Source organism: Arthrobacter sp. 05T410 (assembly GCF_056396505.1).
In genome coordinates, this window is the sequence record NZ_JBFTLP010000019.1 from 1 (window position 1) to 17,053 (window position 17,053).

The following is a 17,053-nucleotide window of genomic DNA, read 5'->3' on the forward strand; positions in this document are numbered from 1 at the left end:
GGCCCCACCGACATCTCCCCGGTCGGGTTCGCCGCGCAGCTGCACGTGGGCCTGGCGATCCACAACTACGGCATCCAGGAATACATGCAGCACTCGGATGCGACCAACGAGGTCTTCGAACAATCCATGACCTTCGTCGACGGCTACCTGCACCCGGGCGAGGCGCCCGGCATCGGCGTCGAATTCAACGAAGAAGCCGCCGCCGCGTTCCCCTACCAGCAGGCCTACCTGCCCTACAACCGCCTCGTCGACGGCACCGTCCATGACTGGTAACCCGACCACGACCGGTAAACCGTCCACGACCGGCAACCCGGGCAAGACCGGTGAACTGAAGGCCGCGGGTCCCGCCCGCCGCCACATCGTGGTGATGGGCGTGACCAGTTGCGGCAAAAGCACCGTGGGCGCGGCCATCGCCGACCGCCTGGGGGCGGAATTCCTCGACGGCGACGCGCTGCACCCGCAGTCCAACATCGACAAGATGGCCTCGGGTACCCCGCTGGACGACGACGACCGGGCACCCTGGCTGGCCGAGGTCGGCAGGCGCTTCGCGGCGTCGGATTCCGGGCTGGTCATCGCGTGCAGCGCGCTCAAGCGTTCCTACCGCGACATCATCCGCAGCGGGGACTCCTCCGTGGTGTTCGTGCACCTGCACGGGACCCGGGAACTGCTCGGCAGCCGCATGGCAGCGCGTCCGGGCCATTTCATGCCGCTCTCGCTGCTGGATTCGCAGCTCGAAACCCTGGAAGAACTCCAAACCGATGAAGCGAGTGTTGTAGTGGATATCGCCACGCCAGTGAACCAGATCGTTGACGACACTGTTGCGGCCCTTGACGGGCTGCAGGGCGGAGCCACCCGGTTGCTGGTGGACCTGAAGGCCGCGCCGTTCAACCTCGACGATGCCGCGATTGCGTGGGTGGAGTCCACCATCGGCTCCATGTCGGACGAGGAAAAGATCGGGCAGCTGTTCATCAACCACAACAACGACTACTCCCCGGAATACCTCGACGGTGTCCTGGAGCAGTATCACGTGGGCGGCATGCGGTACCGGCCGGGGCCGTCGGCCGAGGTGCAGGAGCACATCCGGTACGCGCAGTCCAAGACACGGGTGCCGCTGCTGATCGCATCGAATCCGGAAATGGGCGGCGCCGGCAGTTGCGACGACGGGACGTTCGTCTCGACCCACCTGCAGGCCGGCTCGCACCCGGACAAGGGCATCGCCCGCCAGATGGGGCGCGTTGCCGGGGTGGAGACCGCCGCGCTGGGCTGCAACTGGGCCTTCGCGCCGATCGTGGACATCCACTACAACTGGCGCAACACCGTCATCTCCACCCGGGCCTTCGGCAACACCCCGGAGATCGTGGTGGAACGGGCCAAGGAGTACTTCGACGGCATCAGCGAATCGCCCACGGTGTGCGCCATGAAGCACTTCCCCGGTGACGGCCTGGACGAGCGCGACCAGCACGTGGTCACGTCCTACAACACGTTCGGCTACGAGCAGTGGAACGAGACCTACGGGCACGTATACCGGGAGATGATCGGCCACGGCGTGCAGTCCATCATGGTCGGGCACATCGGTGCGCCGGACCTGTCACGGCATTTCCGCCCGGGCCTCGCGGCGGGCGACATTCTGCCCGCGACCCTGGCGCCGGAACTCCTCCAGGACCTGCTGCGCGGCGAGCTCGGCTTCAACGGACTGATCCTCACCGACGCGTCCCAGATGATCGGCCTCACCCAGGCCATGAAGCGCAGCGAGCTGGTCCCGGCCACCATTGCGGCCGGGTGCGACATGTTCCTGTTCTTCCGGAACCCGGCCGAGGATTTCGGGTACATGCTGGACGGCTACAAGTCCGGCGTCATCACCGAGGCGAGGCTGCATGATGCGCTGCGCCGGATCCTGGCCCTCAAGGCCTCGCTCGGACTGCACCTGAAGTCCCGAGGGGCACTGGTTCCGCCGGCGGAGGCTCTGGCCCGGATCGGCAGCGAGGCGCACCTGGCCATCGCCGCCGAAATTGCGGACAAGACCGTTACCCTGGTGAAGGACACTGCGCAGAACCTGCCCATCACACCGCGGACGCACAAGCGGATCCGGCTGTACGGCATTTCCGGCGGCTCGGACTTCACCATGGCGGATCCTCTGGCCTACCTCGATGTGGTGGCCGGGGAACTGGAGCGGGCTGGTTTTGAGGTGCACCCCTTCAAGACGGCGGCGCAGCGCAAGGCGGCAGGGGAGGAAGGCGTGAACTTCATGTCCGTCATCTCCGAGGAAGCCACCGGGGACTACGCGGACAAGTATGACGCCGCGTTCGTGTTCGCCAATGTAAAGGGTTTCGCGCAGGAGGCGGCAATCCGGATCAAGTGGTCCACGCCGATGGCCGCCGAGATCCCCTGGTACACCACCGAGGTCCCCACGGTGTTCGTCTCGCTCAACCAGCCCAACCACCTCATTGACGTGCCGATGGTCAAGACCGCCATCCACGCCCACGCGGGCACGCCGGCAGCCATCCGGGCCGCCATCGAGAAGATCCAGGGCAAGTCGGAGTTCCAGGGCACGTTCAACGAGAACGTCTTCTGCGACTCCTTCGACACCCGGCTCTAAGCCACGCTGCGTTCTTGACCTGACGCGGCGCGGTTTCGGACCGGCGCTACGCGGATCCCCGCCGCGCCGGTCCGACGCCGCAGCGCGCGCCCGAAACCTGCGCGAAAAACCCCTCCCGCGGCACCCCGCGCAGGCGTAGCGTGGGGCCATGGAGAAGACCGGATGCGCGGTGGTGGGCGGTGGACCTGCGGGGATGATGCTGGGCTTGCTCCTGGCACGGGCCGGGGTGCGGGTGACGGTGTTGGAGAAGCACGCCGATTTTCTGCGCGACTTCCGCGGCGACACGGTGCACCCGTCCACGATCCGGCTCATTGACGAACTCGGACTTGGCCGGGAGTTTCGCCGGTTGCCGCAGAGCCGCCTGAAGAATGTCGTTTTCCCGGTCCCGGGCGGGGCGCCCGTGACCATGGGCGACTTTGACGCCCTGCCGCCGCCGTACAACTACATTGCCATGATGCCGCAATGGGATTTCCTGAGCTTCCTCGCCGAGGCCGCAGCCCAGGAGCCGGGGTTTACGCTGCTCATGAGCCACACCGCCACGGGCTTGGTCCGCAACGGAGGCCGTGTCCGCGGAGTCCGCTTCCGGACCGCCGACGGCACACAGGACGAGCTCCTGGCGGACCTGGTGGTTGCCACGGACGGCCGCCATTCCGTGCTGCGCACCGCGGCCGGGCTGGCGCCAAAGGAGTTCCCGGTGCCCTTCGACACGTGGTGGTTCCGGCTGCCCCGCTATCCCTCCGAAACGGGTGAGGTGGCCGGGCTCGTGCCGGCGTTCGGCCCCGGCGAGGCGCTGCTGGCCCTGTTCCGCAACGACTACTACCAAATGGGCTACCTCGCCGCCAAGGGCGCCGACGCCCGGATCCGCGCGGAAGGCGTCGAGGGCTTCCGAAGGCGGGTGGCGGCCCTCCGCCCGGATCTTGCGGACCGGGTTGACGCCATCGAATCCCTTGATGACCTCCACTGGCTCGACGTGCGGCTGAACCGGCTGCACTCGTGGCACATCAACGGGCTGCTGTTCATCGGGGACGCCGCGCACGCGATGTCCCCGGCCGGCGGCGTCGGAATCAACCTCGCCATCCAGGACGCGGCCGCCGCCGCCGAGTACCTTGCCCCCGCACTGCTCCGGGGCCGGGTGAACACGGCAGACCTGGAGAAAGTCGAGCGGCGGCGCCGGCTGCCCACCGTCATTGTGCAGAGCGTCCAACGGCTCATGCAGAGGGCAGTCTTCGGCCCGATCCTGACCGGGAAGCGGTCGAAGGCTCCGGCCGCGGCATTGTTCTTTGCCCGGCACGTTCCGGTGTTCCGCACCATCATTCCCCGCTTCATCGCCTTTGGCCCGCGCCCCGAGCACGCACCGGCCTTCGCGCGGCGGGCCGAACCCCAGCCGCAGCCCTAACCGATGCGGTTAGCCGTGCGCCGTGAGGTAGCCGATCAGGCCCTTGACGGTAGCCACCGCCGGGTAGTCGCGCTCCGGAATGTCCACGCCGGTGGCCGTGTCGATCGTTTCCACGAGCCGCAGGAAATCAAGCGAATCGAGTTCCAAATCCTGGCGCAGCCGGGCGTCCTCGTCGACGTCGTCGAGTTCGACGTCAGGGGCCACCGCGCCGATCGCGGCGTGCACCGCCGCGCGGGCGTCCTGTTCGTTCATGGTTCCTCCGGTTTCCTGGCTTTGGGTGTCACAGGTGCTCCGGTTCCTGCAACAGCTCGTTGATCCGGGCGAGGTAACGGGCGCCGCGCAGGCCGTCGCTGACCCGGTGGTCCGCGGACAGCGTAGCGATGGCGGCATGCCGGACCCCGAGGAGCCCGTCCTGGGCCCAGGGCTGTTCCATCACCCGGCCGAAGCCCACCATGGCCACCTGGGGCGGATAGATCACGCCGTAGACACTGTCTACGCCGAGGTCTCCGAGGTTGGTCACGGTCAAGGTTGGATCGGCCATTTCGGCGCGCTGGAGACGCCCCGCACGTGCCCGGCTGACAAGATCCCGCAGCTGCTCCATGAGCACGTCCAGGGGCAGGGTGTCGGCGTCGTGGATTGCCGGGGCCACCAGACCGCCTTGGCGCAGGGCCACCGCGACGCCCAGGTGCACTGCCGCACTGGGACGGAAACCGCCGTCGACGTAGAAGCCGTTGACCTCGGGGACGTCCCGTGCCGCCAGAGCCGCGGCTTTTAGCAGGAGCGCCGACGGCACCAGCCGGCCGGCGACGGGCCGGTGCGCATTGACCGACTGCATCCACCCGACGGCGGTGCGCAGATCCAGCGTGGTGCTGAGGTAGTAGTGCGGGATGGTCTGCTTCGAGCGCGTCATCAGGGCGCCGATGGCCCGACGCAGGCTGGCCACGCGCTCGCGGGCTTCCGACGTCGGCCTCCCTCTAGCTGGTGTCTCCGGCGCTTCCAGTACGGCCGCGACGCGTTCCGGAGCTGGGGATTCCGTCGCGGATGCAACCCGACCGGGCTCCGGGGGACCCGGCGTTGGAACTCTGGCTGCTGCGCGCTGCACGTCGGCCACCGTCACGGCGCCGTCCGGGCCGGTGCCGGTCACGGTGGAAAGCCCGATCCCGAGTTCCGCGGCGAGCCGCCGCGCCCGCGGCGACGAACGCACCCTGCCCGTCCCGCCGGTCCGGGCCGCCACCGCGTGTTCGACGTCGGCGCGGGTGATGGCGCCGTCCTTGCCGGTGCCCTGGATCCTGCCAGTGTCCACGCCCAGCCGGTGCGCCAGGTGCCGCACGGGAGGGGCGATCGGGGGACCCGCCGTCGGCCCGACCGGCTCAGGGGGCCGCGGCGTGAGAGCAGCGGGTTTCGACGGCGCCCCCGCCGGGGGAGCCGCACGAACTGGAGCCCCGACCTCGGCAGGGGTCTGGGTGATCACGGCCAGCGGGGTTCCCACCGGAACGGTTTCGCCGATGCCCACCAGGAGGTCCGCCACGACGCCTTCCTGGAAGGACTCCACGTCCATGACCGTCTTGTCCGTGTCCACGACCGCCACGAGATCGCCGCGGCGCACATAGTCACCACGCTTGACCAGCCATTCGACGATCTTGCCGTGCTCCATGTCGGCCCCGAGCGAGGGCATCAGGAAGTCACCCACCGGCGCCTACTGTTGCTTTGGCCGCGGCCACGATCCGTTCCGCGGACGGCAGGGCGGCGAGTTCCAGGTGCTTGGCATAGGGGATCGGCACCTCGGCGCTGCAGACCCTGGCCACCGGCGCATCGAGGTCGAAAAACGCCTGCTCGGTGATCCGCGCACTCACCTCGGCCGACAGGCTGCCGCTGCGCCAGCCTTCATCGACCACGACGGCCCGGTGCGTCCTGGTCACGGAGGAGAGGATGGCGGCGTCGTCGAGCGGGCGGAGCGTGCGCAGGTCCAGGACCTCGGCGTCGATCCCTTCGGCGGCGAGCTGTTCCGCGGCGTCGAGCACCACGGGCAGGGTCCCGCCGTAGGTGATCAGCGAGATGTCGTTGCCGGTGCGCCGGATGGCTGCCGTGCCGATGTCCACCGGGCCGGCGTCGTCGGCCAGTTCCCCGGGGACGTTGTACAGCGAGCCGTGCTCGAAGATCAGCACGGGGTCCGGGTCCTGCAGCGCCGTCCAGAGCATGCCGCGGGCGTCTTCGAGGGTGGCCGGGGCCAGGATCCGCAGCCCCGGGATGTGCGCGTACCAGCCTTCGAGGCTGTGCGAGTGCTGGGCGCCGAGCTGGCGGCCCGCACCGGTGGTCATACGGATCACGAGCGGGACGTGGAACTGCCCGCCGGACATGTGCAGCAAGGTGGCGGCATTATTCACGATCTGGTCGAGCGCCAGGAGGCTGAAGTTGACGGTCATGATTTCCACGATCGGGCGCATGCCGCCCAGGGCCGCGCCGATCCCGGCACCGACGAACCCGGATTCCGAGAGCGGGGTGTCGCGGATCCGGTCCGGGCCGAACTCCTCCAGCAGGCCCAGGCTGACCGCGAACGAGCCGCCATAGGCGCCCACGTCCTCGCCCATCAGGAATACGCGTTCGTCGCGGATCATGGCGTCGCGGATGCCCGCCCGTAGCGCCTCTCGGTAGCTCGATTTCATGGCGTGTCTGCGGCCTTCCCGGCAGGCTGCCCGGCTGTGCCCGCGCCAGTGGCTGTGCCCGCGCCGTCTTCGGCGCCGCGCTCGCTGTAGACAAAGCGGGTCAGTTCCTCCACCGGTTCCGGGGTTCCGGCCTCGGCGAACTCGACGGCGGCCGCGATCTCCGCCTGCGCGTCCGCCTGCAGCTGCTCCCACTCGGCGGCCGAGAGGTGGCCCGCGGACTCCAGCGCGGTCCGCAGCAGCGTGATCGGGTCCCGTTCCATCCACCGCGCCACCTCCTCCTTCGTCCGGTAGCGTTCGGGATCGAACATCGAGTGGGCCCGGAAACGGTAGGTCCGCAACTCCAGGAAGTGCGGACCGCCTCCTGAGCGGACGGCGTCCACCGCGCGGCGTGCACCCTCCTCGACGGCCAGGACGTCCATGCCGTCCACGGCCCACGCGGGGATCTCGTAGCCGGCAGCTTTGAGGGCGATGTCAGTCTGCGATTCGGAACGGGCCAGGGCGGTACCCATGGCATAGAGGTTGTTCTCGCAGCAGAACAGCACGGGCAGCTGCCACAGGGCCGCCAGATTCAGGCTCTCGTGGAATGCGCCTTCGGCCACCGCGCCTTCGCCGAAGAAGCACACCGTGACATTGGAGCGCCCCGCCATCTTGTCGGCCAGTGCCAGGCCGACGGCGAGAGGTAGGCCCCCGGCGACTATCGCGTTGCCGCCGAAGAAGCGGGTGGGGGCATCGAACAGGTGCATTGACCCGCCCCGGCCACGGCAGCACCCCTCAACGTAGCCGTACATTTCGGCGAGGATCGCCTCGGCCGAGACGCCCCGCAACAGCGCGTGCCCGTGCTCCCGGTACGTCGCGACGACGGCGTCCTCCGGTCCCAATGACGCCAGGACGCCGGCGGCGACAGCCTCCTCGCCAATGTAGACGTGCAGGAAGCCGCGGATCTTGGCTGCACTGTACAGCTCGACGCATTTCTCTTCGAGCTGGCGGACGCGCAACATCTGCAGCAGCAGGTGCTGGCCGTGGGCCGCGTCCAAAGGGCCTCCGCGTGGGCTCGCTGTACCGGTCATTTCGGTGCCTGTTCGGTGCTGGCCGGCTCTATGCGGGCCGGGTTTGGCGGGACCGGGGGCGTCTCGATGGTGGAGGTGTCGCCCTCGGGCAGGCCGAGCTCGCGGGCCTTGAGCAGTCGCCGGAGGATCTTCCCGCTGCGGGTCTTGGGCAGTGCGGCGGTGAAGTCAAGCAGCCGCGGCGCGACGGCGGGGCCCAGCCGCTTGCGGGCGAAGCCGATGATGTCCAGGGCCAGCTCCCCGGACGGTTCCCAGCCGGTCCGGAGTTCAACGAAGGCCTTGACCACCTCGCCGGCCACCGGGTCCGGGACCCCGATCACGCCGGCCTCGGCGACGGCCGGGTGCTCCATGAGGGAACTCTCCACCTCGAACGGGCCGATCAGGTGCCCCGACGACTTGATGACGTCGTCGCCCCGGCCCACAAACCAGTAGTAGCCGTCGGCGTCGCGTTTGGCGAGATCCCCGGTCAGGTACCAGCCCCCGGCGAAGCAGCGGCGGTAGCGCTCCTCTTCGTGCAGATAGCCGCGGAACATGGAGGGCCAGCCGGGCCGGAGGGCCAGTTCCCCCATGGAGTCGGGGTCCGTGACCAGCACCGCTTCGCCGTCGCGGATGACGGGCTTGCCGTCCGCATCCCGGGCCACGACGGCGGCCTCGACGCCGGGCAATGGACGGCCCATCGAGCCGGGCCGGATCTCGGTTGCGGCGTAGTTCGAGATCATGATGCCGCCTGTTTCGGTCTGCCACCAGTTGTCGTGCACCGGCTGGCCGAAGGCCTCCTGCCCCCACACCACAACCTCCGGGTTGAGCGGCTCGCCGACGCTGGCGACGAAGCGCAAGGCGGAGAGGTCGTGTCCTGCGGCGCGGTCGGCTCCGGCCTTCATGAGCATGCGCAAGGCCGTCGGGGCTGTGTACCAGACCGTGACTCCTTGCTCGGCGAGGATCCGGTACCACCGGTCGGCGTCCATTTCCTCCTCGTCCACGATGGCCGTCACGCCGTGGCTCAGGGGTGCGATCACGCCGTACGAGGTGCCCGTGACCCAGCCCGGGTCGGCCGTGCACCAGTAGACGTCTCCGGGTTGCAGGTCCAGGGCGAAGGTTCCGGTCGCGTGGTGGGCGGTCACGGCGTCGTGCACGTGTATCGCGCCCTTGGGAGTGCCGGTGGTGCCGGACGTGAAGTGCAGCAGGGCCATGTCCTCCGGCTGGGTGGCCGCGATCTCCCCGTCCGGCGGGGCTTGGCGCATGAGGGCGGCCAGGTCGAGGGTTCCGGGCTCGGGATCGCCGTCGGCGTCGATGAGCAGGACGTGGCGCAACTCCGGGAGCTGCCCGCGCAGCTGGACGATCTTCCTGCGGTACAGCGCCCGCGTGGTGACCAGCGCCCGGCCGGAGCCCAGCGTGAGGCGCTGCCGCACCGGCTCGGGACCGAAAGCGGAGAACAGCGGGCAGAACACGCTCGCGTTCTTGAACGTGCCGAGCACCGCGATGTACAGGGCGGGGCCGCGGCCGGTGAGGGAGAAGACCCGTTCCCCGCGGCCGACGCCAAGGCTGCGCAGGACGCCGGCGAAGCGGCTGGTCTGTTCGGCGAGTTCGGCGTAGCTCAAGGAGTGGGTGCTGCCATCGGCCCGGACGAACCGCAAGGCCTCATGTCCTGCCGTGCTGCCGGCCGCGTGCCGGTCCACTGCCTCGTAGGCGATGTTGAGGCCGCGGCCACCGGGGAGTCCGGATAGGGCTCGCCGGGCCTCATCCCAGGTGAAGGCCGCGCACGCCGCGTCATAATCCACCAGGTTCGGCCGGACCCGGAAACTGCCGATGTCTTTGGTGATCGCAGGCCAGCGGATGGATGGTTCGGTTCCTGCCGTCATGGTTCCATCCGACTCCCGTGTGCCGGTGCCGCCCAGAGCAAAAGGTCCCGGACCGACGTGCAAGACCCCGGCTGGGAATCCGCGGCGGACCAGCCACTAAACTGGAAGCCATGACTGCCACCCGTGACTTCGCATCCGACGCTGCCGCTGCCCGTGCCCGACTCCTGGAACTGATCAAGGAACTGGCCGTAGTCCGCGGCAAGGTCATCCTCTCCAGCGGCGCCGAGGCCGACTACTACATCGACCTGCGCCGCATCACCCTGCACCACGAGGCGTCCAAACTCGTCGGACAGGTCATGCTCTCGCTGATGGAGGACGCCGGGATCGATTTCGAGTGCGCCGGGGGACTCACCATGGGGGCGGACCCGGTAGGCACCGCCGTCATGCATGCCGCCGTCGACGCCGGCCGCCCGGTGGACGCGTTCGTGGTCCGCAAGGCGCAGAAGTCCTACGGCATGGGACGCCAGGTGGAAGGCCCCTCGGTCGAGGGCCGCAAGGTCCTGGTCCTGGAGGACACCTCAACCACCGGCGGGTCCGCGCTGACCGCCGTCGAAGGCGTCCGCAAGGCCGGCGGCAACGTGGTGGCCGTCGCCGTGATCGTGGACCGCGACACCGGAGCCAAGGAAAAGATCGAGGCCGAAGCCGGCGTTCCGTACCTCTTCGCCTTCGGCAAGGACGAACTGGGCCTCAACTAGCGTTTCTCCCTCAGCTGACGCGGGTGGACGGTGCCTAGGGGGTGACTTATCATTTCTTAAATACCCCCCGTCCGTACCCGCATCTGGAGAAACGCGACATGCTCCCGCCCCCTGAAGACTTGACCGCTGACTCCGTCAACACTGTCGACCAGATCCAGAACCTGATCCTGGACAGCGCAGACTTCGAAGCGTTCCTGAACGAACTCGCGCGTTTTTCCGCGCACCAAGTGGCCGGCTCCGGCGACGACGCGCTGTGCGGAATCACCCTGCTCCGGGACCGTAAGGCCGCCACGATCGGGTGGAGCAGCGACTCCGCCCGCGAAGTGGACGAGATCCAGTACTCACTGTCCCAGGGCCCCTGCCTGACCGCCGCCAAGGAGGAACGGGAAGTCTACGTCCCGGACCTCTTCGACGAGGACCGCTGGGGCCCTGACTACGCCTCCGCCGTCGCCTCGCACGGCCTGCGCTCGGTGTTGTCGGTGCCTTTCCACCTCCAGGGCGAAGCCCAGGCGGCCCTGAACCTCTACTCCGATGTCCCGCACAAGTTCGACGGCGACGTCGCGGTCCGGGCCCGCGGGTACACCCGTGAAATCTCCCAGGCGCTGCGGCTGGCAGTCCGCTTCTCGCTGCACACGGACAGCGCCACGAACCTGCGCGCCACGCTCGAATCCCGGACCGTGATCGACATGGCCATCGGGATCGTCATGGCCCAGAACCGTTGCGACCAGGAAACCGCGGTCCGGATCCTCACCGATGCCTCCAGCAACGGCAACGTTAAACTCCGCGACATCGCCGCCTCACTGGTGCAATCTGTCGGCGGAACGGCTACCAGGACGCACTACGAAGAGCCGAACCGGCGGCAGGCTGGCTGAACCGGCAGCGGCCTATGACTTGTGTGCGACCACAAGCGCGGATACGCTGAATGAGGTTGAGCCGTCGGCCATAGACATCCTTATTTGGAGTACCTATGGACCAAACACTGCAAGCCCACGTCAAACTCGATGTCGTTTCCGACGTCGTCCGGATTAGTGTCCGGGGGAGCCTCACACAAGCCTCCCGCCCCTCCCTGATGCAAATTATCCAGCGCATCCGCCGCATGGGGATCATCTCGCATATCCGCGTCGACCTCGGCCTGGCCGCATTCGTGGAATCAGCGGCGCTGGCCGGCCTGCGCAACGACCTCAACGCAATCGACGGCGGGGCCTCCGGCTCGGAGGTCGCCGGCATGCCGGCTCCCGGTGGAGTCTCCCTGGAACTGACCGCGCACCGCGACGATTCCGCTGCATTGCCACCTCTGGACATGGCCGGGGAATTTACGGCCTCGATCGATCCCTCAGGCACCCGGAAGCTGAACCGGTTCTCCGACGACGAACTCTTCGCCGCGAGCGACTCTGTGTTCGGCCTTCTCGATGATCCCGCTGACATGGCCCGCTCGGAACTCCTGGCGACCTATGACGAGATCGGCATGGAAATCAGCCGCCGCGAGGTCGGCCGCGAGCCCGAACCCGCGTAACCGGCAACGGCGCTTCAACGGCGTGCCAGCGGCGCCAACCGCGACAGTGGCGTGCCAGCGGCGCTTCCACGCTGAGCTTCGGGACCGCTGTATGGTCCGGTTTCTCATCCCCGCCGAAGCGTGGATACGGTAGAGATGTGCCGGCCGAGATGGATCCGAACCATCCGCGAGGCCCCGGTGCTTCCGAGGCCCGCATGCTCCGCCGCGCCGTCGAGCTTAAACGGGTTTCCCGGCGATCGTTCCTGATCGGCGCAGGGTCCGCGTCGCTGCTGGCGGCGGACATGCTGTTCACTCAGCGCGTGCAGGCCGAGCGGCGTGTCAGCCGGATCCTCGAAGTACCTGATGACGTTGCCGAACGGTATTACCCCCACGCCAGCTGGATCCTGTTCCCCGGCTACAAAACGAGCTGGGAAGAAGCCCTGTGGATCCTGAACGCGCTGCGCGGCTCCCTGAACAAGAGGGGCCAGCTCGCCGCCGTCGGGTATTCCAACGAAGGCCTGGACATCGACGAGGTGGTCATCGCCGTGATCGAGCACGTCCGCGCCCACAATCTCACCACCCTCTACTTCTACGGCCATAGTTTTGGCGGCATGGTGGCAACCCAGGTGGCGGCCCGGCTGCGCGAACTGCACGGCGTCGAAGTGGCGTTCATCCTGCTCGACTCCAGCCCGGCAAGCCGGCACGACGTGCTGGACCAGAGCTGGTTCGAGGGTGTGGTGATGCTCTACGAAAGCGGGTTCCGCTTCCCCACAGTGCTGCGCGGCGGCTATGAGCTCGGCGAGAGGATGCTGCACAAGAATGAACGCAGTTGGGGTCAGGTGGTGGACCAGACACTGGAACAGCTGTCCCCGATCGCGCCGTCCAGCGTGCTGATCCAGTCCGAATCCGCCTATATCTTCCACTTTGAGGCCAGCCGTTTCGTCGGGAAGCTGGGCGAAACGAAGATGGCGTTCATCGGCAACCCCCGGGACAAGACGGTGGATTACGAGACCGCCCGGGACACCTGGTCACTGTCCTTCAAAACCAACATGGTCTCGGATGACCTGCGCACCGACGGGGCGAGGCCGGAGCACGCGAGCCCTGGCTGGAGCCCGTTCATCTACCGGCCCATCATCGAAAAACTCCAGGACGACCTCTTCCCGCTGCCGGGCGGCGGCGGGAAGAAGACCGCGTTCTGAGGTATCGCGTTCTGGGGTGTTGCTCAGATCTGGTTCTTGAGGTCCGCCACGGAATTCAGGATCTGGTTCGGCCGGAACGGATACGCGGCGATATCGTCCCGGTGGGTGATGCCGCTGAGCACCAGCACCGTGTGCAGGCCCGCCTCCATGCCGGCGATGATGTCGGTGTCCATGCGGTCGCCGATCATGGCCGTGGTTTCCGAGTGCGCGTCGATCTGGTTCATCGCCGACCGGAACATCATCGGGTTGGGCTTGCCCACAATGTACGGTTCGCGCCCCGTGGCCTTGGTGATGAGGGCGGCGATGGCCCCGGTGGCAGGCATGGGTCCGTCCTTCGAGGGCCCGGTGGCGTCCGGGTTGGTGGCGATGAAACGCGCGCCGGCGAGGATCAGGCGGATGGCCATGGTGATGGCTTCAAACGAATAGGTGCGGGTCTCGCCGAGCACCACGAAGTCGGGGTTCTGGTCGGTGAGGATGAAGCCGGCCTCGTGGAGCGCCGTCGTGAGTCCTGCTTCGCCGATCGTGTAGGCGCGGTTCCCCGACTCCGAACCGCGGACCTGGTCCTTGAGGAACTGGGCCGTGGCCAGGGCCGAGGTCCAGATGTTCTCCTCCGGGATTTCCAGCCCGGAAGAGCTCAGCCGGGCCGCGAGGTCCCGGGGCGTGAAGATCGAGTTGTTGGTCAGCACGAGGAACCGCTTGGAGGTGTCCACCCAGCGCTGGATCAGCTCCGCCGCGCCCGGGATGGGCTGGTTCTCGTGGACCAGCACGCCGTCCATGTCCGTGAGCCAGCACTCGATTTCCTGGCCGCTGCGGTACATCGAGGCGTACGAACGGCCCTCGTCTGAATCGGTACCATGCTCTTCGCGCTGATCTGCCATGCTGTCCTCCGCCTAAGTGTGCCGCTTCCTGTCACCCAGTCTAATGTTGAGGCGTGACTGAACCCGAGATCCCCGCCCCGTCCCTCCCCGCCGCAGAGGAAGGGTCGGAACCGAAGGCGGAGGTCGGCGTCGGACCCTGGGAAGGCGAAGTTCCCCAGGGCGGGCACTGGGACCCGGACCTGCTGGCGGACGGCGACCGGCGCAACGTGGTGGACAAATACCGCTACTGGAAGCACGAGGCGATCGTGGCCGACCTGGACTCCAAGCGGCACAACTTCCACATCGCGATCGAGAACTGGCAGCACGACCTCAACATCGGCACCGTGGTCCGGACCGCCAACGCGTTCCTGGCCAAGGAAGTCCACATCATCGGACGACGCCGGTGGAACCGCCGCGGGGCCATGGTCACCGACCGCTACCAGCACGTCCGCCACCACCCCACCGTTGAGGACTTCGTGGCCTGGGCGCAGGGGGAGGGGCTGGCGATCATCGGGATCGACATCTTCCCGGACTCGGTGCCGCTGGAGACCTACGAACTGCCCAAGGACTGCGTCCTGGTCTTCGGCCAGGAAGGCCCGGGCCTGACCCCTGAAGTCCACGAAGCGGCGCTGGACACCTTGTCGATTGAGCAGTTCGGCTCCACCCGCTCCATCAACGCGGCCTCCGCCGCCGCGATCGCGATGCACGCCTGGATCCGCCGCCACGTGTTCGGCCAACTCCCGGGCTAAAGCCACTCTTAGGCGTCCGTGGCCCCGGGGGTTCCGTACCGACAAGCGAGCCGTTGACGTGGGTCGCAAACCAGCAGACGCTGTCGGTGCGAGGCGAACGTGCGAGGAGAAGGATGTGGACGATAACCAAGGACATCACCGTTGCGCGTCGGATGAGGCCGTCCCGTTCGGCAGGGGAGCGGAAACCCGGTGAGCGGGTTTGTGGACAGCGTCCTGAATGTAGACCCGCTGCTGGCCCTGATCATCGTGGGCCTGCTGGTCTTCGCCGAGGACGCCCTCTTCGTCGGCTTCGTTGTCCCCGGGGAGACCGCCGCGGTTCTGGGCGGGGTCGTGGCCAGCCGCGGGGTCCTGCCCCTGTGGTCCGTGATGGTCGTGGTCGTGCTGGCCGCGATCATCGGGGACTCGGCCGGATACGAGGTCGGCAAACACCTGGGACCGAGACTTCTGGGTCTGAAAGTCATGAACAGGCGTCTGGCGAGACTTGAAAAGGCCCAGGATTTCCTGCGCCTCCGAGGCGGTTCGGCGGTGTTTCTGGGCCGGTTTGTGGCATTTTTCCGCGCCGTCATGCCCGCACTGGCCGGCAGCTCACGGATGCCCTACCTGAAGTTTCTGGCCTTCAACGCCGCCGGCGGCCTGGTGTGGGGTGCAGGATTTGTCCTGCTCGGTTACCTGGCCGGGAACTCCTACGAAGCGGCAGCCACATCTGCCGGACGCGGCGTCACCGCGGTGGTCGCGGTAGTCGTCGTGGCCGCCGTGATCACGTGGCGGATCCGGAAAGCCCGCGCCACGCGTAAAGCCAGAGCCACGCGTACCGCCAGCGGCCGGCGCAATGCCGGCGGCGGGGCCGGCGCCGGCCAGTCCTCCGGCAGCCCGGAACCATGACCGAAGCGCCCGGCCGCGAGTGTTACAGGGGCCACGTGACCGGAGACACGGCCCCGGCGCAGGAATGGCTAGGATGGTTCCTAGCCGACGAGGTTCCCTCCAGGATCACCAGCCCGTAGACGAAATTCACATTAGGAGTCAGCATGCCCATTGCAACCCCAGAGATCTACTCCGAGATGATCGACCGCGCCAAGACGGGCGGCTTCGCCTTCCCGGCGGTCAACGTCACGTCCTCCCAGACCCTGAACGCCGCCCTGCGCGGCTTCGCCGAGGCCGAGTCCGACGGCATCGTCCAGGTCTCCACCGGTGGTGCAGCTTACTGGTCCGGCGCCGCCACCAAGGACATGGTTGCCGGCTCCCTCGGCTTTGCCGCGTTCGCCCGCGAAGTCGCGAAGAACTACGGCGTGAACATCGCCCTGCACACGGACCACTGCCCCAAGGACAAGCTGGACGGCTTTGTGCTCCCGCTGCTCGCCGCCTCCGAGGCCGAGGTCAAGGCAGGCCGCAACCCCCTCTTCAACTCGCACATGTGGGATGGCTCCGCCGAGACCCTGCAGGAAAACCTGCGGATCGCCCGTGAACTGCTCGAGCGCACCGCGGCCGCCAAGATGATCCTCGAGGTCGAGATCGGCACCGTGGGCGGCGAGGAAGACGGCGTCGAGAACGCCATCAACGACAAGCTCTACACCACGGTCGAGGACGCCCTGGCCACCATCGACGCGCTCGGTTCCGGCGAAAACGGCCGCTACATCACGGCGCTGACCTTCGGCAACGTGCACGGCGTCTACAAGCCGGGCGGCGTCAAGCTCCGCCCCGAGATCCTCAAGGACATCCAGGAACAGGTCGGCGCCAAGATCGGCAAAGCCAACCCGTTCGACCTCGTGTTCCACGGCGGCTCCGGCTCCTCGGACAAGGAAATCGCGGACGCCGTCTCCTACGGCGTCATCAAGATGAACATCGACACCGACACCCAGTACGCCTACACCCGCCCCGTGGTGGACCACATGTTCCGCAACTACGACGGCGTGCTGAAGGTCGACGGCGAGGTCGGCAACAAGAAGCTCTACGATCCCCGCGTCTGGGGCGCTTCGGCGGAGGCCGGCCTGGCCGCCCGCGTGGTCGAGGCCGCCCAGCAGCTGGGCTCCACCGGCAAGACCTTCTAGCCATGTCCGACGAGTTCCGGAAAAACCTGATGGGTCCCGAGCCCACGCTCCTGCCTGCCGAGAGCGAGATCTACCAGCATCTCGCGCTCGGCCAGGAAGCCGTGGACCTCGTGGCGAAGCACCCCACCTCCTCGCTCCTGTGGGCCATCCTCGCCGAGGAGGCCTGGAACGAGGGCCGCACCATCGATTCCTACGCGTACTCGCGGGTCGGCTACCACCGCGGCCTGGATTCGCTGCGCCGCAACGGTTGGCGCGGCGTCGGGCCGATCCCGTGGGAGCACGAACCCAACCGCGGCTTCCTGCGCTCCCTCTACTCGCTTGGCCGTGCGTCCGCGGCGATCGGCGAGCCCGAGGAGCCGGAGCGGATCGAAAAGTTCCTGAAGGATTCCGATCCCGGCGCGAAGGCGGCCATCGAAGCCGAGGGCTGAGGCGCCACCA

At 67.7% G+C, this 17,053-nt stretch carries 17 protein-coding genes; 11 read left to right on the forward strand and 6 right to left on the reverse strand.

Going from position 1 to position 17,053, the window contains the following annotated elements; all coding sequences use genetic code 11:
• The 3 genes from AC1DFR_RS17800 to AC1DFR_RS17810 all read left to right on the forward strand — a co-directional run.
• On the forward strand, positions 1–273 hold a 273-nt coding region (locus tag AC1DFR_RS17800; RefSeq protein ID WP_476872833.1), incomplete at its 5' end, for an enolase C-terminal domain-like protein.
• Positions 263–2,596, forward strand: coding sequence for a gluconokinase, GntK/IdnK-type (locus tag AC1DFR_RS17805; protein WP_476874062.1), 2,334 nt, complete (start codon positions 263–265; stop codon positions 2,594–2,596). The genes AC1DFR_RS17800 and AC1DFR_RS17805, both read left to right, overlap by 11 nt.
• Before the next feature lie 148 nt (positions 2,597–2,744).
• Positions 2,745–3,992, forward strand: a complete 1,248-nt coding sequence (locus AC1DFR_RS17810; RefSeq protein ID WP_476874063.1) for an FAD-dependent oxidoreductase — start codon at positions 2,745–2,747, stop codon at positions 3,990–3,992.
• A 9-nt stretch (positions 3,993–4,001) separates the two neighbouring features.
• Here AC1DFR_RS17810 and AC1DFR_RS17815 read toward each other — a convergent pair whose 3' ends face one another.
• The 5 genes from AC1DFR_RS17815 to acsA are packed head-to-tail and all read right to left on the reverse strand — an operon-like array spanning position 4,002 to position 9,578.
• Positions 4,002–4,244, reverse strand: coding sequence for an acyl carrier protein (locus AC1DFR_RS17815; RefSeq protein WP_223914546.1), 243 nt, complete (start codon positions 4,242–4,244; stop codon positions 4,002–4,004).
• Between the two features lie 28 nt (positions 4,245–4,272).
• Positions 4,273–5,682, reverse strand: a complete 1,410-nt coding sequence (locus AC1DFR_RS17820; protein ID WP_476874064.1) for a 2-oxo acid dehydrogenase subunit E2 — start codon at positions 5,680–5,682, stop codon at positions 4,273–4,275.
• Complete coding sequence (locus tag AC1DFR_RS17825; RefSeq protein ID WP_476850483.1) at positions 5,675–6,655, reverse strand: alpha-ketoacid dehydrogenase subunit beta; 981 nt, start codon at positions 6,653–6,655, stop codon at positions 5,675–5,677. Before AC1DFR_RS17825 ends, AC1DFR_RS17820 begins: the two co-directional genes overlap by 8 nt.
• A complete protein-coding gene (gene pdhA, locus AC1DFR_RS17830; RefSeq protein WP_476857641.1) occupies positions 6,652–7,722 on the reverse strand; it encodes a pyruvate dehydrogenase (acetyl-transferring) E1 component subunit alpha in 1,071 nt (356 codons plus the stop codon). Before pdhA ends, AC1DFR_RS17825 begins: the two co-directional genes overlap by 4 nt.
• Positions 7,719–9,578: an acetate--CoA ligase gene (gene acsA, locus AC1DFR_RS17835; protein WP_476857642.1), complete on the reverse strand. Its 1,860-nt coding sequence runs from the start codon at positions 9,576–9,578 to the stop codon at positions 7,719–7,721. Before acsA ends, pdhA begins: the two co-directional genes overlap by 4 nt.
• Positions 9,579–9,688: 110 nt before the next feature.
• Here acsA and pyrE point away from each other — a divergent pair, with 110 nt between their 5' ends.
• The 4 genes from pyrE to AC1DFR_RS17855 all read left to right on the forward strand — a co-directional run bounded on the left by pyrE (position 9,689) and on the right by AC1DFR_RS17855 (position 12,964).
• Entirely contained in the window at positions 9,689–10,273 is a 585-nt protein-coding gene (pyrE, locus tag AC1DFR_RS17840; RefSeq protein WP_476874065.1) for an orotate phosphoribosyltransferase, read from the forward strand.
• 98 nt (positions 10,274–10,371) lie between these two features.
• A complete protein-coding gene (locus AC1DFR_RS17845; protein ID WP_230012582.1) occupies positions 10,372–11,145 on the forward strand; it encodes a GAF and ANTAR domain-containing protein in 774 nt (257 codons plus the stop codon).
• A 95-nt stretch (positions 11,146–11,240) separates the two neighbouring features.
• Positions 11,241–11,786: a hypothetical protein gene (locus tag AC1DFR_RS17850; RefSeq protein WP_223914539.1), complete on the forward strand. Its 546-nt coding sequence runs from the start codon at positions 11,241–11,243 to the stop codon at positions 11,784–11,786.
• A gap of 149 nt (positions 11,787–11,935) precedes the next feature.
• On the forward strand, positions 11,936–12,964 hold the full coding sequence (locus AC1DFR_RS17855; RefSeq protein WP_476857681.1) for a thioesterase domain-containing protein: 1,029 nt from the start codon (positions 11,936–11,938) through the stop codon (positions 12,962–12,964).
• Between the two features lie 23 nt (positions 12,965–12,987).
• On the opposite strand, the gene AC1DFR_RS17860 is transcribed toward AC1DFR_RS17855, so the two are convergent.
• Positions 12,988–13,842 (reverse strand): HAD-IIA family hydrolase, encoded by an 855-nt coding sequence (locus AC1DFR_RS17860; protein ID WP_476850487.1) that lies wholly within the window; start codon positions 13,840–13,842, stop codon positions 12,988–12,990.
• A gap of 53 nt (positions 13,843–13,895) precedes the next feature.
• Between AC1DFR_RS17860 and AC1DFR_RS17865 the strand changes: the two genes are divergently transcribed.
• The 4 genes from AC1DFR_RS17865 to AC1DFR_RS17880 all read left to right on the forward strand — a co-directional run bounded on the left by AC1DFR_RS17865 (position 13,896) and on the right by AC1DFR_RS17880 (position 17,043).
• Positions 13,896–14,570 (forward strand): TrmH family RNA methyltransferase, encoded by a 675-nt coding sequence (locus tag AC1DFR_RS17865; protein ID WP_476874066.1) that lies wholly within the window; start codon positions 13,896–13,898, stop codon positions 14,568–14,570.
• 189 nt (positions 14,571–14,759) lie between these two features.
• Entirely contained in the window at positions 14,760–15,452 is a 693-nt protein-coding gene (locus AC1DFR_RS17870; RefSeq protein WP_476874067.1) for a DedA family protein, read from the forward strand.
• Between the two features lie 143 nt (positions 15,453–15,595).
• Positions 15,596–16,615 (forward strand): class II fructose-bisphosphate aldolase, encoded by a 1,020-nt coding sequence (fbaA, locus tag AC1DFR_RS17875; protein ID WP_018776137.1) that lies wholly within the window; start codon positions 15,596–15,598, stop codon positions 16,613–16,615.
• A 2-nt stretch (positions 16,616–16,617) separates the two neighbouring features.
• On the forward strand, positions 16,618–17,043 hold the full coding sequence (locus tag AC1DFR_RS17880) for a DUF3151 domain-containing protein (protein WP_476850490.1): 426 nt from the start codon (positions 16,618–16,620) through the stop codon (positions 17,041–17,043).
• Positions 17,044–17,053: the final 10 nt, after the last annotated feature.

Bases quoted from the DNA above. Each gene is read 5' to 3' on its own strand.
- AC1DFR_RS17815 (WP_223914546.1), bottom strand. From the start codon at position 4,244: ATGAACGAACAGGACGCCCGCGCGGCGGTGCACGCCGCGATCGGCGCG.
- AC1DFR_RS17880 (WP_476850490.1), top strand. From the start codon at position 16,618: ATGTCCGACGAGTTCCGGAAAAACCTGATGGGTCCCGAGCCCACGCTC.
- pdhA (WP_476857641.1), bottom strand. From the start codon at position 7,722: ATGACCGGTACAGCGAGCCCACGCGGAGGCCCTTTGGACGCGGCCCAC.
- AC1DFR_RS17850 (WP_223914539.1), top strand. From the start codon at position 11,241: ATGGACCAAACACTGCAAGCCCACGTCAAACTCGATGTCGTTTCCGAC.
- AC1DFR_RS17860 (WP_476850487.1), bottom strand. From the start codon at position 13,842: ATGGCAGATCAGCGCGAAGAGCATGGTACCGATTCAGACGAGGGCCGT.
- AC1DFR_RS17825 (WP_476850483.1), bottom strand. From the start codon at position 6,655: ATGAAATCGAGCTACCGAGAGGCGCTACGGGCGGGCATCCGCGACGCC.
- acsA (WP_476857642.1), bottom strand. From the start codon at position 9,578: ATGACGGCAGGAACCGAACCATCCATCCGCTGGCCTGCGATCACCAAA.
- fbaA (WP_018776137.1), top strand. From the start codon at position 15,596: ATGCCCATTGCAACCCCAGAGATCTACTCCGAGATGATCGACCGCGCC.
- AC1DFR_RS17855 (WP_476857681.1), top strand. From the start codon at position 11,936: ATGGATCCGAACCATCCGCGAGGCCCCGGTGCTTCCGAGGCCCGCATG.
- AC1DFR_RS17805 (WP_476874062.1), top strand. From the start codon at position 263: ATGACTGGTAACCCGACCACGACCGGTAAACCGTCCACGACCGGCAAC.
- AC1DFR_RS17810 (WP_476874063.1), top strand. From the start codon at position 2,745: ATGGAGAAGACCGGATGCGCGGTGGTGGGCGGTGGACCTGCGGGGATG.
- pyrE (WP_476874065.1), top strand. From the start codon at position 9,689: ATGACTGCCACCCGTGACTTCGCATCCGACGCTGCCGCTGCCCGTGCC.
- AC1DFR_RS17845 (WP_230012582.1), top strand. From the start codon at position 10,372: ATGCTCCCGCCCCCTGAAGACTTGACCGCTGACTCCGTCAACACTGTC.